At 60.0% G+C, this 19249-nt stretch carries 11 protein-coding genes and 5 tRNA genes; 7 read left to right on the forward strand and 9 right to left on the reverse strand.

All coding sequences use genetic code 11. The features are described 5' to 3' along the window. From ACQRAQ_RS01300 to ACQRAQ_RS01340, 9 genes are all read right to left on the reverse strand, one after another. Nucleotides 1–297, reverse strand: coding sequence for a hypothetical protein (locus ACQRAQ_RS01300; protein WP_427793520.1), 297 nt, complete (start codon nt 295–297; stop codon nt 1–3). Then, nucleotides 284–2317, reverse strand: coding sequence for an ABC-F family ATP-binding cassette domain-containing protein (locus ACQRAQ_RS01305; protein ID WP_427793521.1), 2034 nt, complete (start codon nt 2315–2317; stop codon nt 284–286). The genes ACQRAQ_RS01300 and ACQRAQ_RS01305 overlap by 14 nt, the downstream gene beginning before the upstream one ends. A 75-nt stretch (nt 2318–2392) precedes the next feature. Then, nucleotides 2393–2465 (reverse strand) — tRNA-Ala (locus ACQRAQ_RS01310). A gap of 320 nt (nt 2466–2785) precedes the next feature. Beyond that, nucleotides 2786–2861 (reverse strand) — tRNA-Ile (locus ACQRAQ_RS01315). A gap of 200 nt (nt 2862–3061) precedes the next feature. Continuing rightward, nucleotides 3062–3134, reverse strand: a tRNA-Ala gene (locus tag ACQRAQ_RS01320). A 130-nt stretch (nt 3135–3264) separates the two neighbouring features. Then, a tRNA-Val gene (locus ACQRAQ_RS01325) sits at nt 3265–3339 on the reverse strand. 385 nt (nt 3340–3724) lie between these two features. Next, nucleotides 3725–3800 (reverse strand) — tRNA-Ala (locus tag ACQRAQ_RS01330). Nucleotides 3801–3968: 168 nt separating this feature from the next. Continuing rightward, nucleotides 3969–4637, reverse strand: coding sequence for a thiamine diphosphokinase (locus ACQRAQ_RS01335; RefSeq protein ID WP_427793523.1), 669 nt, complete (start codon nt 4635–4637; stop codon nt 3969–3971). Between the two features lie 9 nt (nt 4638–4646). Continuing rightward, nucleotides 4647–5336 (reverse strand): HAD family hydrolase, encoded by a 690-nt coding sequence (locus ACQRAQ_RS01340; protein ID WP_427793525.1) that lies wholly within the window; start codon nt 5334–5336, stop codon nt 4647–4649. Between the two features lie 331 nt (nt 5337–5667). Between ACQRAQ_RS01340 and glgB the strand changes: the two genes are divergently transcribed. The 7 genes from glgB to ACQRAQ_RS01375 all read left to right on the forward strand — a co-directional run bounded on the left by glgB (nt 5668) and on the right by ACQRAQ_RS01375 (nt 19120). Continuing rightward, the gene (gene glgB / locus ACQRAQ_RS01345) at nt 5668–7947 is read left to right on the forward strand and encodes a 1,4-alpha-glucan branching protein GlgB (protein ID WP_427793556.1); all 2280 of its coding nucleotides are present in this window, start codon (nt 5668–5670) and stop codon (nt 7945–7947) included. 94 nt (nt 7948–8041) lie between these two features. Then, nucleotides 8042–10468, forward strand: a complete 2427-nt coding sequence (locus tag ACQRAQ_RS01350; protein ID WP_154518053.1) for a glycogen/starch/alpha-glucan phosphorylase — start codon at nt 8042–8044, stop codon at nt 10466–10468. Nucleotides 10469–10573: 105 nt separating this feature from the next. Further along, the gene (locus ACQRAQ_RS01355; protein ID WP_427793527.1) at nt 10574–11722 is read left to right on the forward strand and encodes a glucose-1-phosphate adenylyltransferase; all 1149 of its coding nucleotides are present in this window, start codon (nt 10574–10576) and stop codon (nt 11720–11722) included. Between the two features lie 4 nt (nt 11723–11726). After that, nucleotides 11727–12854 carry a glucose-1-phosphate adenylyltransferase subunit GlgD gene (glgD, locus tag ACQRAQ_RS01360; RefSeq protein WP_427793528.1) on the forward strand — a complete coding sequence of 376 codons (1128 nt, stop codon included), beginning with the start codon at nt 11727–11729 and terminating at the stop codon, nt 12852–12854. A gap of 90 nt (nt 12855–12944) precedes the next feature. Next, nucleotides 12945–15281, forward strand: a complete 2337-nt coding sequence (gene glgA, locus ACQRAQ_RS01365; protein WP_427793529.1) for a glycogen synthase GlgA — start codon at nt 12945–12947, stop codon at nt 15279–15281. Nucleotides 15282–15498: 217 nt separating this feature from the next. Beyond that, on the forward strand, nt 15499–18795 hold the full coding sequence (locus ACQRAQ_RS01370) for a 4-alpha-glucanotransferase (RefSeq protein ID WP_427793531.1): 3297 nt from the start codon (nt 15499–15501) through the stop codon (nt 18793–18795). A gap of 88 nt (nt 18796–18883) precedes the next feature. Continuing rightward, nucleotides 18884–19120, forward strand: coding sequence for an FmdB family zinc ribbon protein (locus tag ACQRAQ_RS01375; RefSeq protein WP_427729057.1), 237 nt, complete (start codon nt 18884–18886; stop codon nt 19118–19120). Nucleotides 19121–19249 lie beyond the last annotated feature (129 nt).

Consider the following 19249-nt stretch of genomic DNA (forward strand, 5'->3'; position numbering starts at 1 on the left):
CTAGCGGACGCGGCGCGAGGCGCGCGTGAGCAGGTAGTCGACCACAAACAGGATTACCGCGACGATGGCGTAATCCAGGCGGAACACGCCGCCGAAGGGCGATGTGATGACGCCGTATCCGGCGATGGCGCTCGGCAGCGCGCGCGAAAGCTCAACGACAAAGCCCACAATCTGCAGCTTGGCGGTAAGGCCGCTAAAGCACAGCAGCACGGTCATCGCGCTCATAAAGATGCCGCAGATGCGGCACGCGATGGCGATGATGCTCATCGCCACGGCAGCGGCCTTACGAGAGTTCACGCGCGGTCTCCTCTTCGATTTGGGTGGAAAGCTCGAGCCATTCGTCCTCGAGCTTGGGCAGCTCTTGCTTAAGCCCGTTATATTCCCCCAGCGCGGCGTTGAACTTATCCTGATCGGCATAAAGCTCTTCGCTCGCCATCAATTCCATAAGCTCGTCATAGCGGGCGCGCTTTTTGTCGAGCTCGGCCTCGATCTTCTTGAGCTGGTTGCGCACGCCCTTGAGCTTTTTGTTGAGCGCGGCGCGGGCCTGGGCCTCGGCACGCTTTTGCTCCTTGGTCTTTTTGCCCTCGGCCGGCTTAGGCGCTGCAGCGGGGGTATCGGCCTGGGCGGCGCTGGCTTTGGTGAGCTTGGCCGCGGAAGGTGTGCTCTCCCCTGCCGCCTCGGCGGCGGCGCGGGCCGCGAGGTCCTCGCGCTTGTAGAGGTAGTAGTCGTAGTCGCCGTCATAGACCGTGACCTTGCCATCGCGGATGTCGATCACGCGGTTGGCCACGGCTCGCACCAGGTGCTCGTCGTGACTGATCAGTACAATGGTGCCGGGGAAGTTTTGTAGGGCGTTCTCGAGCATGTCCACCGAGTCGATGTCCAGGTGGTTAGTGGGCTCGTCCAGGCACAGAAGTGCCTCGGGGGCCACGAGCATCTTAGCCAGGGCCAGACGCGCCTTTTCGCCGCCGGAAAGAACGCGGACCTGCTTTTCGATAGAATCGTTGTCACTAAACAGGAAGGCGCCCAGCAGGCTGCGCTGCTGCGGCACGGTCCATTTGGGCGTGACGGTGTCGATTTCTTGCAGGACGGTGTTGGACTCGGTCATGCCTTCGAGCGCGTGCTGGGCGTAATAGGCCACGCCCACGTTGGTACCCAGGTCGCGCGTGCCGGTAGTGGGCGGCTCCAGGCCGGCGATGATCTTCATGAGGGTGGACTTGCCGGCGCCGTTGGGGCCGACGAGCGCCACGTGCTCGCCGCGATAGAGCTTGAGGTCGATATCGCTATAGATGTGCTTGTTGCCGTAGGACTTGGACACGCCCTCCAGGCCCACGACCATGTCGCCCGAGCGCGGCGGGTCGGGGAACTTAAAGTCGATGTGCTTGTGGCCCTCGGGCAGGATGACGAGCTCTTTTTTGATCTGCTCGATCTTGCGGATGCGCTCCTGCGCCTGGGCGGCCTTGGTGGGCTTGTAGCGGAACTTGTCAACGAAAACCTGCATGTGGGCGATGTCGCGCTCCTGGGCGGCACGCTTGGCGCGCATCTGCTCCAGATTGTCCTCGCGCTGCTTGAGGTAGCTGCTGTAATTGCCGGTGTAGGTGGTCACGCGGCGGTTCTCGAGCGCGGCGACGTGGTCGACGCAGGCGTCCATAAAGGCGCGGTCGTGGCTGACGATGAGCACGGCGCCGTCGTAGTTGGCGATAAAGCCGCGCAACCACTGGACGCTTTCGAGGTCCAGGTGGTTGGTGGGCTCGTCCAGAAGCAGCAGGTCGGGATGGCGCAGGAAGAGCTTGGCCAGCGCGATGCGCATCTGCCAGCCGCCCGAGAACTCGGAGCACGGGCGCTCAAAGTCGGTGACCTTAAAGCCCAGACCGGACAGGATCTTGCGGGCATTGCTTTCGAGCTCGTAGCCGCCCAAGTGCTCAAAGCGGTCCTGGACCTGGCCGTACTCGTTAAGGAGCGCGTCGACGTCCTTGCCCTGCTCAGAGAGCTCGGTGATCTGGGCCTGCAGCTCGTTGGCGCGCTCGCCCATGCGGCGGATTTCCTTGGCGGCGGCCATGACCTCGGCGAGGATGGTCGTGTCCTTGTGCTCCAGGTTGGTTTCCTGCTCGAGGTAGCCCACCTGACAGTCCTTGGAGTACTGGACCTGGCCGGCGTCGGGGCTGTCGATACCCATGATGATTTTGAGCATGGTGGTTTTGCCGGCGCCGTTGGGTCCCACGAGCGCAAAGCGCTCGCCGGGGTTGATCTGGAAGGACGCGCCGCTAAAGAGGACGCGCGCGCCGAAGCTTTTTTCGATCTTGTCGACCAGGAGGATCATGGTGCCGCCTTTGACCTTGTGTGCCTATATGAAAAAAGGCCCCAACTTGCGTTGGAGCCTCATTCAATGCTCGGGTGGAGACGAGGGGGATCGAACCCCTGACCTCTTGACTGCCAGTCAAGCGCTCTCCCAGCTGAGCTACGCCCCCGTGCGAAGAAGTACTATACGGGAACTCCCCCGCCGATGCAAGGACAATTTCGGAAAAATCTTTCGGCGGCGGGGCCGGGGATGCGGGACGGGCTCGGGAGCGAGTGGCCCGCGACGCCCGATCCGGCCCGCGGGGGCGCGCCCTAAGGCGTGCGGTGCTGCCGCAGCCCGCCTTTCCGGCTCCAGCCCGGTCGCCCCCGGGGACCTCCCGCCATGAACGCGACCCAAGGCGTTTGGAAGTGGGCAAACAAGCTACTTGCAAGAAAATGTTGCCATGAAAAAGAAACAGGCCAGACAAATTGCCTGACCTGTTGAAAAACCTGGTGGGCCCTCCGGGATTCGAACCCAGAACCCAGGGATTATGAGTCCCCTGCGCTAACCGTTGCGCCAAGAGCCCTTTATATTAGTGGTTGCAAAGGCCATGGAGAAGTTCCATTTAGCGTGTCGTTGCACCACGACGTGAAATACTACCATGCGCGCAATGGTCATTCAACGCACGATCTTTTCGATCGGAAGGATCATGGTCCTGCCTTTGACCTTGTGTGCCTATATGAAAAAAGGCCCCAACTTGCGTTGGAGCCTCATTCAATGCTCGGGTGGAGACGAGGGGGATCGAACCCCTGACCTCTTGACTGCCAGTCAAGCGCTCTCCCAGCTGAGCTACGCCCCCGTGTGAAAAAGTACTATACGGGAACTCCTCCAAGGGTGCAAGAACAATTTTGAAGAAACTTTTTTGATCACACTCTCTGTGTCAAAAAGAAAAAGGCCAGAGGCTTATCACCTCTGACCTGTGCTTTTGATGGTGGGCGATACAAGATTCGAACTTGTGACCCCATCCGTGTGAAGGATATGCTCTACCCCTGAGCCAATCGCCCGTCGCCTTTCGGCAAAAGAGATACTAACATAGCAACGCGAGGATTACCAAGAACTTTTTGGCTTCGATTTTAAAATCGTATGCCAGACCACTCCGACACAATCCGTGTTTACGGCATACTTGCAGCACAACGACCTGTTCCTACACTCGTCGTCAAAACCAGCAGCTAAACCAATTTTCATACGGCAAGACCTTCTCGTAATAGGTGTCGAAGATCTTGGGATGCTCGTACTCGTAAATCCCGCTGGACCACGCCGCCATTTATTGAAATGATTAAACCTTTTTATAGACTTGCGCCGAAACGCCCGCCGCGAACACAGTCAACCAATTGAGCCTCTTTATAAGAAAAAAAGCCTCCGGTTTTCCGAAGGCCTTTGCATTCACGATGGTGGAGACGAGGGGGATCGAACCCCTGACCTCTTGACTGCCAGTCAAGCGCTCTCCCAGCTGAGCTACGCCCCCGTGACGAGGAGATATTATAGGGTAAGATCCTTGGTTGTGCAAGAAGTTTTTTGGCTTGATCTTCTACTTACGGGTTTTCCTGGGACGGGGCTGAATTGACTGATTTTGACTTTGGCAAAATCAGTCAATTAACCCACCGTCCCGATAAAACCCTCACGCGGCGATTGCCTACTCGCCCACCGTCCCGATAAAACCCTCACGGTATAAAAAACCGATTGCGATGCCTTGGTGGACTTGAATCTTGGCCGTTTTCCTTACGACATTAGAGATGCCCGTGTCAGCTAACAGGCCTAGAGGGCTGTGGTCCAGTTCCCACTCGAGACCGTGTTCGCTTACTACTGTCCCAGGAGCTATGGCGATGATGGAGAAGGTTTTGCCCTCGGCACCCTCGATGGTCAAGGTCTCGTCCTGGTGCAGGATTCTGGCCGTCACTTCGTCTTCTTCGATCCAGACGGGGGCGTCCGCATAGCCTGCCAGTAGTCCTAACACAGACAGGGCCATGTCCGGGCGACCGCCGGTGGCGCAGGTCGCAACCACTTCGGCACCCGGCCAGCGGCGTCGGACGGAATCGAGCGCCAGCGCCAGATCGGTATAGTCCTTGTAGGGGTCGTGGCGCTCTACCTCAAAGGCCTCGGCGGCGTCGACCAACGCGCGACCGGTGTCGCTCACCGTGTCGGCATCTCCTACATACACGTCGCAACTCAGGCCAGCGCCCAGCAGCGCGTCGAGCCCGCGGTCCACGGCGACAACGTGGTCGCACTCCCCCGCTAGTCGACGCAACAGATCCGCGCTCGCCACCACCGGCGAGCCGCAAACAACTAATACCTTGCAAGCCACGGCCCTCGCCTAGCCCTTAAACGCAAGCACACGGGCCAGATCCAGGTCCTCATAGCTATCGATAAAGATATCGCAGTTATCGCGAACCTCGTCGCGCTCCATACGGCCGTGTGGGTCATAAATGCCCACCCGCTTAAAGCCTGCAGTGCCAGAGCTCTTAAGGCCAAAGACCGCGTCCTCAAACACCCACGCGCGCTCAAACTGGTGCCCGTGGCGCTCCTCAAGGCGGCGCAGCGCCAGCTCGTACACATCGGGGAACTGCTTGGAGCGGCCCGCCTCGCCCGTCGTGGTAATAAACTCCATATAGGCGTCGAGCCCCGCACCCGCGAGTGCGGACTGCACCAGCTCGGCCGGCGTGGACGTGGCCACGCACATGGCAATGCCGGCCGACTTCGCCTGCTCCAAAAATGCCAGGAGCCCCTCGCGCGGCGGCACCTTGGAGTAGCCATCGATCAGGATGTCGCTCAGCTCGCGATACAGCTCCTCGCCATTTTCGCCAATGCCCCACGTGTCGTGGTAGGCCTGGCACTCGTCCTCGAGCGACAAATGCTCAAACTGGGCAAAATCGTCAATCGTTACATCAATGCCGTGACGCCGCAATAGTTCGGGCTGGGCATAGGCCCAAACGGGGGTGCTATTTACCAGTGTGCCGTCGCAATCAAAAATAAAAGCAACATTAGAGGCGGCTGTGTGGTTCATTCGCAAACCTTTCAATGTCAAATGGTAAACAACCTGCTAAAAACGTTTTACCAAACGTAAATCTAAAAATTTTGAAACCCTAATTGGTAAAACTGTCAAGAGTTTTACCATCGCAATTCTGTCAGTGGCATAAACATGGCGCTCACCGATTAAACGCCACCGTAAATCCACTTTCGTCCATAAAAGTAACGGACAGGTGTTATTGTGGTTTTTGCCGAAAGTTCCACCGAGCACGCGAGGTGGGACGAATCATAGAGCTATCGCCGTCCCTTCGATTCGTGCAGCCTTGGACCTTTCGCATCTAGTCACCAAGGCAACACGCTGCCGCGTCATGATGGGATCAAACGTGAGCGATACAAAGCTAAAGCCAGCAACCAAAAAGCCCGCTACCCGTAAAACCGCCCCGCACGCACCGGAGCTCACCAAGGACGATGTCTATCTGTTTGGCATTGGAATGTGGGAGCGCAGCTGGGAAAAGATGGGCGCGCATCCCGACACGCAGCAGCGCACGCGCGGCTGGCGTTTTTGCGTATGGGCGCCCGACGTTAAGAGCGTCCACGTTATCGGTGAATTCAACAATTGGGACGAACAAGCCAACCCGCTGGTGCCCGTACACACGAGCGCTATCTGGGAAGGCTTTATTCCTGGCGCCGAGCAGGGGCAGCTCTATAAATACCTCATCGAGACCAACGAGGGCGAAAAGCTCTACAAGGCCGATCCGTACGCCTTTAAGGCCGAGTGCCCTCCGGGAACGGCGAGCGTGCTGTGGACTCTCGATGGCTACCAGTGGAACGACGCCGCGTGGCTCAAGCGCCGCGCCGGCCACAACCACATGTCGCAGCCGCTCAACATCTACGAGGTGCATATTGGCTCGTGGAAGCGCCACGGAGACGAGCCACAGGGCGAGCCGGACGAGTACGGCAACTACCCCGGTCCCATGGACCCCTTCCCTGCGCAGCGCGGCGAGTTTTACACCTACGACGACCTGTCGGTGGAGCTCGTGGACTACGTGCGCGATATGGGCTACACGCATATCGAGGTCATGCCACTTATGGAGCACCCCTTCGATGGCTCCTGGGGCTACCAGACGACCGGATACTTTGCCGCTACGTCGCGCTACGGCAACCCGCAGCAGCTCATGCACTTTATCGATGCTTGCCACGAGGCGGGCATCGGCGTGATCATGGACTGGGTGCCCGGCGGTTTTTGCGCCGACTCCCACGGCCTTGCCACCTTTAACGGCCACATGCTGTTTGAGCACGAGATTCACCCCAACTGGGGCACGCACAAGTTTGACTTCGCCCGCGGCGAGGTCCGCTCCTTCTTGGTCTCCAACGTGCTGTACTGGATCGAGAACTTCCATGTGGACGGCATTCGCATGGACGGTGTGTCCAGCATGCTGTACCTCAACTTTGGCATTGACGATCCTGGCCAAAAGAAGTTCAACAAGTACGGTACCGAGGAGGACCTGGACGCCAGCGCGTTTATCCGTCAGGTCAACTGCGCTGTAGAAGCGCACTACCCCGACGTGATGATGATGGCCGAGGAGTCCACCGCGTGGCCGCTTGTGACCTATCCGCCGCAGGACGGCGGCCTGGGCTTCCACTACAAGTGGGACATGGGCTGGATGAACGACACCCTGCACTACATGCAGACCGATTTTCCGTGGCGCCCCGGCAACCATGGCTTGCTCACGTTCTCCATCATGTACGCCTTTACCGAGAACTTTATCTGCCCGCTGAGCCACGACGAGGTCGTGCACGGCAAGTGCTCGCTCATCGGCCGCATGCCGGGTGACTGGTGGCGCCAGTTTGCCGGCCTGCGCACGCTCGCCTTCTACCAGATGACGCACCCCGGTGCCAAGCTCAACTTTATGGGCAACGAGATCGGCCAGTTTATCGAGTGGCGCTACTACGAATCTATTCAGTGGTTCTTGACCGAGCAGTATGAGACCCATGCACACCATCAGGCGTTCATTAAGGCGCTCAACCACCTGTATACCGCCGAGCCCGCCCTGTACGAGCGCGGCTACAACGACGACGGCTTTACCTGGATCGACGCGGACAACTCCAAGCAGTCCATCGTGAGCTTTGTGCGTCAGGGCGAGGACGTCGATGACGACCTCGTGATCCTGATCAACTTTGACCCGGCGGCCTACGAGAGCTTCCGAGTGGGCGTGCCGCGTGAGGGCGACTGGGAGGTCATCTTTGACTCCGACCGTCCCGAGTTTGGCGGCAGCGGCTATGCTGGCGAGGAGCCCTACACCTGCTCGAGCGAGCCCTATCCCTGGAACGGGCAGATGGACTCCATCGAAATTAAGGTGCCCAGCCTGGCAGGCGTGGTGCTTAAGCGTCGCGGCCCCAGCAGCTATAAGCCGCCCGTGGTCGAGGAGCCCAAGAAGGCGACCCGCAAGCGTGCGTCCTCGGTGAAGCCCAAGCCAGCGGCCGCCAAGAAGGCTCCGGCCAAGGCGAAGGCTACGACGACCAAGGCCAAGGCTAAGGCCGCCGCAAAGCCCGCTGCCAAGGCTACCGCGACCAAGAAGCCGGCCGCCAAGAAGGCCGCTACCAAAGCCAAGTCTGCTTCTGTTAAGTCGTCACCTAAGGATGCGTAACAAAGCCGTTACAGCTGTAATTACCCGTCCCAGCGGGGCGTAGGATACAAGTCACGACCGTTCCGGGAGAAACATCCCCGGGGGAAAGGAACGTATGAATAAGATCTTCGACAACAAGCAGGAGTTTACCGAGCTCTATCGCGATGCCGTCATGAGCATTAGCGGCAAGAGCGTCGAGGCAGCCAGCGATCTGGATCGCTTTAACGCCCTGGCCAAGCTCGTGGCCGAGAAGGCGCGCACCGTTGCCACCAAGAGCGACGCCCGCGCCACCGCCGAGGGCAAGAAGCGCGTGTACTACTTCTCGATTGAGTTTTTGATCGGCCGCCTTCTCGACAACTACCTGCTCAACTTTGGCGTGCGCGACATGGTCGCCGAGGCGCTCGACGATATGGGCCTTGACCTGTCCGTCATCGAGAGCCAGGAGCCCGATCCGGCGCTGGGCAACGGTGGCCTGGGTCGTCTGGCCGCATGCTTCCTGGATTCCATGGCAGCCGAGGGCATTGCCGGCTACGGCAACGGCATGCGCTACCGCTACGGCCTGTTTAAGCAGGAGATCGTCAACGGCAGCCAGGTCGAAACCACCGACGAGTGGCTCACCAACGGCTATCCCTGGGAGGTCCGTCGTCAGGACAAGGCCGTGACCATTAAGTTTGGTGGCCGCGTCGAGGGCTTTGAGGAGAACGGCCGCACGTTCTATCGAACCGTGGACACGCAGGACATCCTGGCCGTCCCTTACGACATCCCCGTGGTGGGCTATGCCGGCGAGACCGTCAACAAGCTGCGCGTCTGGGCCGCTGAGCCGGTCGAGGAGCACTTCGATCTGGAGGCCTTCAACCGCGGCGACTACGCCCTGGCCGACGCCGAGCGCGCCGAGGCCGAGGCCATCAGCGCCATCCTCTACCCCAACGACGCCGGCGAGCACGGCCGTCTGCTTCGTCTGAAGCAGGAATACCTGTTTGTCTCGGCCGGTATCTATAGCCTGCTCGACACCTTTGAGAAGGAACACGGCGCGAACTGGGAGCTGCTGCCGCAGTTTGTGGCCATCCACACCAACGATACGCACCCCGCCATGTGCGGCCCCGAGCTCATGCGCATCCTCATCGACGAGAAGAAGCTCGAGTGGGATGACGCCTGGAACATCGTGACGCAGGTCGTGAGCTACACCAACCACACCATCCTGCCCGAGGCCCTGGAGAAGTGGCCCATCGGCACGTTCTCCAAGCTCCTCCCCCGTGTGTACCAGATCATCGACGAAATCAGCCGTCGTTGGCATGAGTCGTTCGATACTACGCAGGAAGGCTGGCAGGAGCGCCTGCGCCAGACCGCCATCCTATGGGACGGCGAGGTTCGCATGGCCAACCTGTCCGTGATCTGCAGCCACAGCGTCAACGGCGTGGCCAAGATTCACTCCGATATCATCAAGAACAATGTGCTCAAGGACTTCTATGCCCTGACGCCCGAGAAGTTCAACAACAAGACCAACGGCATCTCGCACCGTCGCTTCTTTGCCGAGGCCAACCCCACCTACGCCAAGCTCGTGACCGAGGCCATTGGCGACGGCTGGCTGAAGGACGCCTTTGAGCTTGAGAAACTTAAAGGTTTTCAGAACGACACCGAGTTCCTGAAGGCCGTGGGTGCCTCCAAGCGCGCCAACAAGGAGCGCCTTGCTGCCTACGTTAAGGCAGAGACCGGTCTGGTTATTGACCCCAACACCGTCTTCGATGTTCAGGTAAAGCGTTTTCATGCCTACAAGCGCCAGCTCATGAACATCATGAAGGTGATGGACATCTACAACCGTCGCATCGCCAATCCCAACTTCCACGTGACACCGACGACCTTTATCTTTAGCGGCAAGGCTGCCTCGAGCTACACCTTTGCCAAGGAGACCATCCGCCTGATCAACTCGGTGGCCGAGGTTATCAACAACGACCCGCGCGTCAACGAGGTCATGAAGGTCTGCTTTATCCCCAACTTCCGCGTGAGCAACGCCCAGCTCATCTACCCTGCCGCCGAGATTTCGGAGCAGATCTCCACAGCTGGCAAGGAGGCCTCGGGCACGTCCAACATGAAGCTCATGATGAACGGCGCCATTACACTGGGCACCCTCGACGGCGCCAACATCGAAATCGCCGATTTGGCCGGCCGCGAGAACGAGGCGATCTTTGGCCTGACCGCTCCCGAGGTCGAGCAGCTCTGGGCATCGAACAGCTACTTTGCGTGGGATACGCTCAACAATGATCGCGAACGTCTGGGCCTCGTGATGGATGAGCTCAAGGACAACACGTTTGCCGGCCTTTCGGGCAACTTTGAGAGCATCTACAACGAGCTTATGAACAACAACGACCCCGATCTGGTCATGGCAGACTTCCGCAGCTACGTGGATGCATGGGAGAAGCTCACGGGCAGCTATGGCGACCAGGAGACCTGGAACCGCAAGGCCCTGCTCAACACCGCCTCGAGCGGCTGGTTCTCGAGCGACCGCACCATTCGCGAGTACCGCGACGAGATCTGGCACGCTTAAAGGCCGCGAGTTCCCTTTGCCGCACGGCATTACTCGACGGGCGCGACCGAGCGCCGCGCCCGTCGCTAATGGGTTTAGGAACATCGATGACAGAAGGAGAAATCGATGAGTAAGAAAGAATGCATCGCGATGCTCCTCGCAGGAGGACAGGGCAGTCGATTGGGGGCACTCACCCAAAAGATCGCTAAACCGGCGGTTAGCTTTGGTGGCAAGTTCCGCATTATCGACTTTTCGCTGTCCAACTGCTCCAATTCGGGCATCGACACGGTGGGCGTTCTGACGCAGTATCGTCCCTACCTGCTGCATGCCTACGTGGGCTCTGGCGAGGCGTGGGATCTGGACAGCCGCGACGGTGGCGTGTCGATCCTGCCGCCGTACGAGACGCAAACCGGTGGCGCATGGTATGCGGGCACGGCCGACGCCATCACGCAGAACCTCAACTACATCAAGTCCAACGACCCCAAGTACGTCCTGATTCTTTCGGGCGATCATCTGTATCGCATGGACTACCGCAAGATGCTCAACACGCACATTGAGAACAACGCCGACCTCACGGTGAGCGTTATGCCCGTGCCGTGGGAGGAGGCCAGCCGCTTTGGCATCCTGACCACCGACCCCGAGGACGGCCGCATCACCAAGTTCACGGAGAAGCCCGAGAAGCCCGATTCGAACCTCGCGTCCATGGGCATCTACATCTTCTCGACCGACGTGCTGATCAAGGCGCTCGAGGAGGACGCTCTGGACCAGCGCTCGAGCCACGACTTTGGCAAGGACATCATCCCCAAGCTGCTCGGCGAGGACAAGCGCCTGTACAGCTACGAGTTCCACGGCTTTTGGAAGGACGTCGGCACCATCGCCAGCTTCCACGAGACCTCGATGGACCTGCTGGGCAACAACCCCGAGTTCGATCTGTTTGACAAGAGCTTCCCCATCATGTCCAACATCACCACGCGTCCGCCGCACTACATTGGCCCGGACGGTCGCCTGGACGACTGCCTGGTCTCCAATGGCTGCAAGATCTACGGCACCGCTCGCCACTCGATCCTTTCGACCGATGTCATTATCGAGGAGCGCGCCGTGGTCGAGGACTCCGTGCTGCTGCCGGGTGCGCACGTTAAGAGCGGCGCGCACATTTGCCGCGCTATTTTGGGCGAGAACTCCACGGTCGAAGAGGGCGTGAAGCTCGGCTCTGTCGATACCACCAAGGATACGGCCGTCGTTGGAAATGACGTCGTTGTCGGGAAGGGGGAATGATCCGATGATCAATCGCAAGGCCATCGGCTATATCACCGCTAACTACTCTTCGACCTACGGCAGCGTGCTGCTCAAGGACCGCCCCATCGCGTCCGTTCCGTTTTTGGGCCGCTACCGCCTGATCGACTTTCCGCTGTCCAACATGATGAATGCCGGCATTAAGACCGTCGGCGTTGTCATGCCGGGCAACTACCGCTCGCTGATCGACCACGTGGGCTCGGGCAAGGACTGGAGCCTGGACCGCAAGAAGGGCGGCCTGTTCATGGTGCCCGGCAACGCGTATGGCACCACCAAGGGCGGCATGCGCTTCTTGCTCCGCGACATCATCTCCAACAAGACGCTGTTCCAGCGCTCGGACAAGCCCTATGTTGTGATGATGGGCACCAACGTCATCTTTAACATGGACCTCAACACCATCATCGAGGCGCACGAGAAATCCGGTGCCCAGATGACCGTGGTGTACTGCAAGGCCACGCACAACGTCGAAGACGAGACCAAGCTCGATATCAACGAGAACGGCCGCCTGACGGGCGTGAGCGCCGGCGTCGCGTACGGCGACAACGCCTCTATGGACTGCTGCATCGTCAACCGCGAGACGCTGCTCGAGATCATCGACCACTACCAGGCCGCCGACTATCTGGACCTGCTCGAGGCGCTCCAGGGCGACTTTGGCAACATCGACGTGTGCAGCTATGAGTACAAGGGCGAGGTCGTGGGCGTGTTTAGCGAGAAGTCGCTGTATCGTCGCAGCATGGACCTGCTCGACCAGACCGTGGCCGATCAGCTCTTTGACCCCGAGCGCCCGATCCTGACCAAGGCCCACGACGTGCCGCCTTCGCGTTACGCGACCGGCAGCCACGCCTGCAACTCGATCATCTCGGCCGGCTGCATCATCAAGGGCACCGTGCGCAACTCGATCCTGTCGCGCGGCGTTGTGATCGAGGAAGGCGCCTCGGTGACCAACTCGATCATCAACCAGAGCTGCATCATCAAGAGCGGCGCCCGTGTTGAGAACGCCATTCTGGACAAGAACAACGTGGTTCCCACCAACACCGAGCTTCGCGGTACGCCCGAGAACATCCTGGTGCTGGGCAAGGCTCCGTTAACTTCCGATACCACCATCGCTCGTTAACGTTGGCACCACATAATCGCACGTAACTTGTAGAATAGTCGCCCGGTTAGCGCCAGGCGGCTATTCTCGAATTGCAACATGGGAGACATAATGGCACAAACCAGCAAAAAGATGCAGATCGTGTTTGCCTCGGCAGAGTGCGCGCCGTTTGTTAAGACCGGTGGCTTGGGTGACGTGGCGGGCTCGCTGCCTGCGGCACTCGTGCGCGCTGGCGCCGAAGTCATTGTGATGGTGCCCAAGTACGCCACCATCAAGGACGAGTACAAGGCGCAGATGGAGCACTTTGCCGACTTTTACGTGAGCCTGAGCTGGCGCAACGAGTACTGCGGGTTGGAGAAGCTCGAGCACGACGGCGTCACCTATATGTTCGTGGACAACGAGCACTACTTTGCGCGCGACTATCCCTACGGCTTCTTTGACGACGGCGAGCGCTTCGCGTTTTTCTCCAAGGCCATCACCGAGAGCCTGCAGCACCTGCCCGAAGGCTTTGAGTGCGACATCCTGCACTGCAACGACTGGCAGACGGCGCTGGCGCCCGTGTTCTTGCGAGAGTTCTACCAAGGCCTGCCGCTGTACGACCGCGTCAAGACCGTGTTCTCGATCCACAATGTGGCGTTCCAGGGCCAGTTTAGCGACACCGTGATGGAAGACATACTGGGTATGGCGCATATTCCGGCAGCCGCCACGCAGTTGCGCTGTGACGCCTGCAGCATTAACTATATGCTGGGCGCGCTGCACTATGCCGATGCCATCACCACGGTGAGCCCCACCTATGCGAGCGAGATCCAGACGCCCGAGTTTGGCGAGGGCCTGGACGGCGTGCTGCGCGAGCGTTCGTACGCCCTGCAGGGTATCCTCAACGGCATTGACGTTGTGGGTTTTGATCCGGCGACCGACAAGCGCATTGCCGCCAACTACACGGTTGATGACCGTGCGGGGAAGGCCGTATGCAAGGCCAAACTGCAGGAGGAGTTGGGGCTCGAGATTCGCGACGACCGCCCGCTTATGGTGATGGTCACGCGCCTGACGCGACAGAAGGGCATGGACCTGGTCATGTACGCGCTCGACCGCATCCTGTCCGGTGGCGTTCAGGTGGCCGTGCTGGGTACCGGCGACCGCGACTACGAGGACGGCCTGCGCTACTTCCAGGGCAAATACCCCGGCACCATGGCGGCGCGAATCGAGTTTGACCCGGCGCTTTCGCAGCGCATGTACGCCGCCGCCGATATGTTCCTGATGCCTTCGAAGTTTGAGCCCTGTGGCCTGTCGCAGATCATCGCCATGCGCTACGGCACCCTGCCCATTGTGCGCGAGACCGGTGGCCTGAAGGACACCGTGCAACCGTACAACGAGTTTACCGGCGAGGGCACGGGCTTCTCATTTAGTCACTTTAACGGCGACGAGATGGGCGACGCGGTGTTCCGCGCGGCTCGCCTGTTCTGGGATAACCGCGAGGCCTGGAATCAGCTGGTCACGCAGGCCATGAGCCAGGACTTTAGCTGGACACGTTCGGCCGATAAGTATCTGGACCTGTACTTCTTTATGCACCCAGAGATTGAGAGGCCGGTGGCGGTGGAGGCTGCTGCGGCTGTGGAGGAGCCGGCTGCCGCTGAGGCCGAGCCTGCGGCACCCGTTAAGGAGCCCGCTGCTGCCGAGGAGCCCAAGGCCGAGGAGAAGCCGGCTGACGACGGCGAGGTAAAGCCCACGGCGAAGCCTGCCGCCAAGAAGACGACGACCCGCAAGACGACGGCTAAGAAGGCCACGACCACGAAGGCCGCTACGAGCAAGACCACCGCTGCCAAGGCAACCACCACGCGTAAGCGTACGACCGCCGCTGCCAAGAAGGCCGTCGAAGCCGAGGCCGCTCCCGAGGTAAAGGCCGAGGCCACCACTGAGGCTGCCTCTGCCGAGGCTAAGACCGCGGCAAAGGATCCGGCCAAGACCGCTGCCAAGAAGACGACCGCGACCAAGACTGCGACCAAGACTGCGACCGCCAAGAAGGCCACGCCTACGAAGTCGCCAGCGACCAAGGCTGCTACGACGAAGGCCACCGCGAAGACGGCCCCGAAGGCTGCTGCAAAGCCCGCCGTCAAGGTCGAGGAGGCGCCCTCCGAGCCCAAGGCCAAGGCAGCTGTCGAGGCAAAGCCGGCCGCCAAGACCACCACACGCAAGCGCGCCACGACAACGGCCAAAAAGGCTACGACCAAGACAGCCGCTCCCAAGGCAGAGGCTAAAGCCAAGGACAAACCCGCAGTAAAGGCCGAGCCGGAACCGAAGGCCGCCGAGGTCAAGACCGCTCCGAAGGCTACGGCAAAGACCGAACCCGCCAAGAAGGCCCCGGTCTCCCCCGCCGCTCCAGCCGAGGAAAAGGCTCCGACCAAGAAGACCTCCGTCCGCAAGGCAACGGCCACCCGCAAGCGCCGCTAGTCCGGACGATCTAAAACCTAATAAAAACCCTAAACTAGGGGCGTTCCAACCGGGCGCCCCTTCTCTGTAGATAGTTGGTAAAACGATTTTCTAGGACAACCGTTCGCCGATAGTGAGCGACTGTAGTTTATACAACTAAAGTGCAACGGATATACTTATGCACTGTGCGTTAAGCCCATGACCCGCTGGCCATGATTGTATAGAACTGGACCGTACTATGAGATTGATACACAACAGCCGCCTGACGCAGTTTCGCACTCCTTTTGGCGCTGTGACCACTGGAACTTCCGTTTCGCTTTCGGTGATTTTGGAGGATGCCGACCCCAACCAGGCAACGCTCACCCTGCGCACCTGGGTCGACGGCATCGGAGAGACCTTGATCCCCATGGAGCACAAGGGCGATGGCATCTTTACCGGTGAGCTCAACTGCGCCGAGCCCTGTCTTGTATGGTACAGCTTTATATGCAATATCGAAGGCCAGCCCGAGGTCCGCTTGGGTGCGCCGCAGGGTCGCACCGGCGGCGAGGGCGTTGTATACGACTACGCCGAGGTTCCGTCCTTCCAGATTACCGTCTACAAGCACCGCGAGAACCGTCCCGCTTGGTACGAGCACGGCATGGTCTACCAGATCTTCCCCGACCGCTACGCCCGCGACGAAAACTGGCGCGAACGCACGCTGGCCGAGGTCGAAAAACCGCGTAAGGGAATCCAGCGTCGCATGGTCGAGGACTGGAACGAGCCGCCCGTGTACGAGCGTGCCGAGGACGGATCCATCAAGACCTGGGATTTTTACGGCGGCTCTCTCAAGGGCATCCAAAATGACCTGCCCCGCATCGCCGAGCTGGGCTTTACGGCCATCTACCTCAACCCGATCTTTGAGGCCGCGAGCAACCACCGCTACGACACGGCCGATTACACCAAAATCGACCCGATTCTGGGAACCGAGCAGGACTTTACGGAGCTATGCGAGGCGGCCGAGAAGCTCGGCATTTCCATCATCCTGGACGGCGTCTTCAACCATACGGGCGACGACTCGATCTACTTTAACCGCTACGGCAACTATCCCGGCGTCGGCGCGTGGCAGAGCGAGGACTCCCCGTGGCGCGATGCGTTTACCTTCCACGAGGACGGCACGTATGACTGCTGGTGGGGCGTGAGCAACATGCCCGCCCTCAACGAGAATTCCGAGCTCGTGCGTAAAAAGCTTCTGGGCAAGAACGGCGTCATTCGCAAGTGGCTGCGCGCCGGTGCCCACGGCTGGCGACTCGATGTGGCCGACGAGCTTTCCGATGACTTCCTGGCCGATATCAAGGCCGCCGTGCTCGAAGAGAAGCCCGATGCGCTGCTGCTCGGCGAAGTCTGGGAGGACGCCTCCAACAAGATCAGCTATGGCCATCTGCGCCGTTATCTGCAGGGCTCCGAACTCGATTCCGCCATGGACTACCCCTTCCGCGACATGGTCATCGGCTTTTTGATGGGCTACAAAAACGCCTATCAGGCTGCCGAGGACATCGAGACACTGCGCGAGAACTACCCGCGCGAGGCACTGGCCTGCGCGCTCAATCTGCTTTCGAGCCACGACCGTCCGCGTATTATCTCGGTGCTCGGCGGCGGTCCCGACGAGTCGCAGCTACCCGAGAGCGAGCGTAGCAAATGGCGCTTGGACGAGAACTCCATGGACCTGGCCAAGAGGCGCTTTTGGTTGGCGACGCTCATGCAGATGACCTTCCCCGGCGTGCCCTCGATCTATTATGGCGATGAGTACGGCCTGGAGGGCCTCACCGATCCGGGCAACCGCCGTACCCTGCCGACAAAGGACCAGCTCCACGATTTCGATACGTTGGCCATCGTGAAGAACGCATCCGCCCTGCGCCGCGCGTTGCCTTTTATGGTTGACGGCGAGATCAAGGCCTTCGCGCTTAACGACGACGTCCTAGCCTACACTCGCACGGGCAAAGACGGCGAGGCTGCGACCGTTATCGTCAATCGCAGCCTACGCAATTCGCACCGCGTAACGATTCCGGCGCTCGGTGAATGCGCGAGTGACGTGATCAGCGGCCACGAGTGCGAGATCCACAACGGTACGGTTACGCTCGACCTGTACCCGCTGGGTTCTTCGATCATCTATCACCATGCCGAGAGGCGCCTGCAAGAGCCGCTCGATCATGGCGCGGGCGTCGTGTGCCACATCACCTCGGTGCCGACTGACGATGGCAAGCCGGGTACGATAGGCGCACCCACGCGTCGCTTTATCGACCACCTGGCCGCCATGGGCATGCGCTACTGGCAGGTCCTGCCCGTCAACCCGACGGATTTCTTCCGCTCCCCCTATGCCGGACCCTCGGCTTTTGCGGGTAACATCGACCTGCTGCCCGAGAGTCACGAGGAGCTGGCCGCCGACTTCGCTTCTTGGAAGGCCCACGGTGGCGAAGATGCCGACCCGCTGTACACCGCGTTTAAACATCGCAATGCCGATTGGCTCGAGAAGTACTGCGTCTACATGGCCGTTAAGAAATACTTTGAGGGCGAGTCGCGCCACAATTGGCCGGCAGATGTCGCGCGCTACAACGAGCATCTGATCGACGACAAGCGCTTCCACGACGAGGCCGAGCTTCAGGCGTACATGCAGTACCGCTTTGACCTGGCTTGGTGCGAGCTCATGAACTATGCGCACAAGAAGGGCATCGAGGTCATCGGCGATATCCCGATGTATGTATCGGACGATTCGGCAGATGCCTGGAGCGAGCCCGAGAACTTCTGGCTGTCCGATACCGGCAAGGCAATCGAGATATCCGGTGCGCCGCCCGACAACTTTGCGCCCGAAGGTCAGGTGTGGGGAAACCCCACCTTCCGCTGGGATCACATGAAGGAGAGCGGCTATCGCTGGTGGCTCGATCGCCTGCGCCGAGCGTTCGCGCTCTACGACCGCGTGCGCCTGGACCACTTCCTGGGCTTCCACAACTACTTTAGCATTCCCGCTGGCAAAGCCTGTGCCGACGGCCGCTGGCTTGCCGGTCCGGGCAAGGACCTGTTCCAGACCGCCTACGACGAGCTGGGTCCGCTCAATTTTATTGCCGAGGATCTGGGCTATCTGACGCCTGGCGTTCGCGCTATGGCTTCGACCTGCGGTTTTCCCGGCATGGACGTACTGGAGTTTAGTGACTACGACGTTCGCGGCGGAATTCATCCCACGCCGGGCAAAATCCTGTACACCTCGACGCACGACACTTCGACGCTCGCTGGCTGGTGCACGCGCTCCTTTACAGGCGGCGACGAGCCGAGCGGTGCTGAGGTGGCGGCCAAGCTGATGGGCGACGCGCTCGCAAGCGACGCCCCCCTGGTGATGATGCCGCTGCAGGATGTGCTGGGGCTGGGGGACGACGCACGTATGAACGTGCCGGGTGTAGCCACAGGCAACTGGACGTGGCAGGCACAAGAGGCAGACGTTGCGGAGGCCGAAGAGAAAACTGCGAAGCTCCTGCGCAGCACCCATAGATTCTGGGGCGAAGCGTGATAAAACCCCCGATATGGGGTACAGTTACAGCTGTTTGAATTTTTGCGGGCAGAGCTATCTGCCCGCTTTGTGCTGAAAAGGAAGTATTATGGCGCGCTACGAATACAAGTGCACGAGCTGCGGCAACGTTTTTGAGGTTGAGCACCCCATGTCCGAGACTCCCGAGGTTGTATGCCCCAGCTGCGGCGCCCCGGCATCCAAGACGTTCTCGGCCAGCGGCATTAAGTTCGACGGCAGCGGTTTCTACAACACCGACCAGCGCAGTGGCGGGTCCAGCACCAGCGCCACAAGCGGTTGCTGCGCCGACTGCCCGAACAACCACTAGCGACAAGCGGCCCCGACACCCAGGCTTCCTGATGAGTTGCGGTGAAATAGTTCCTGAATCAGCCCTTTCAACGGCCAAGCAGGATCCATTTCACCGCAACTTTTCTTTAGATCGGATTTCGGGCTGATG

Source organism: Collinsella sp. SGI.178, from assembly GCF_050313495.1.
Taxonomy (GTDB): domain Bacteria; phylum Actinomycetota; class Coriobacteriia; order Coriobacteriales; family Coriobacteriaceae; genus Collinsella.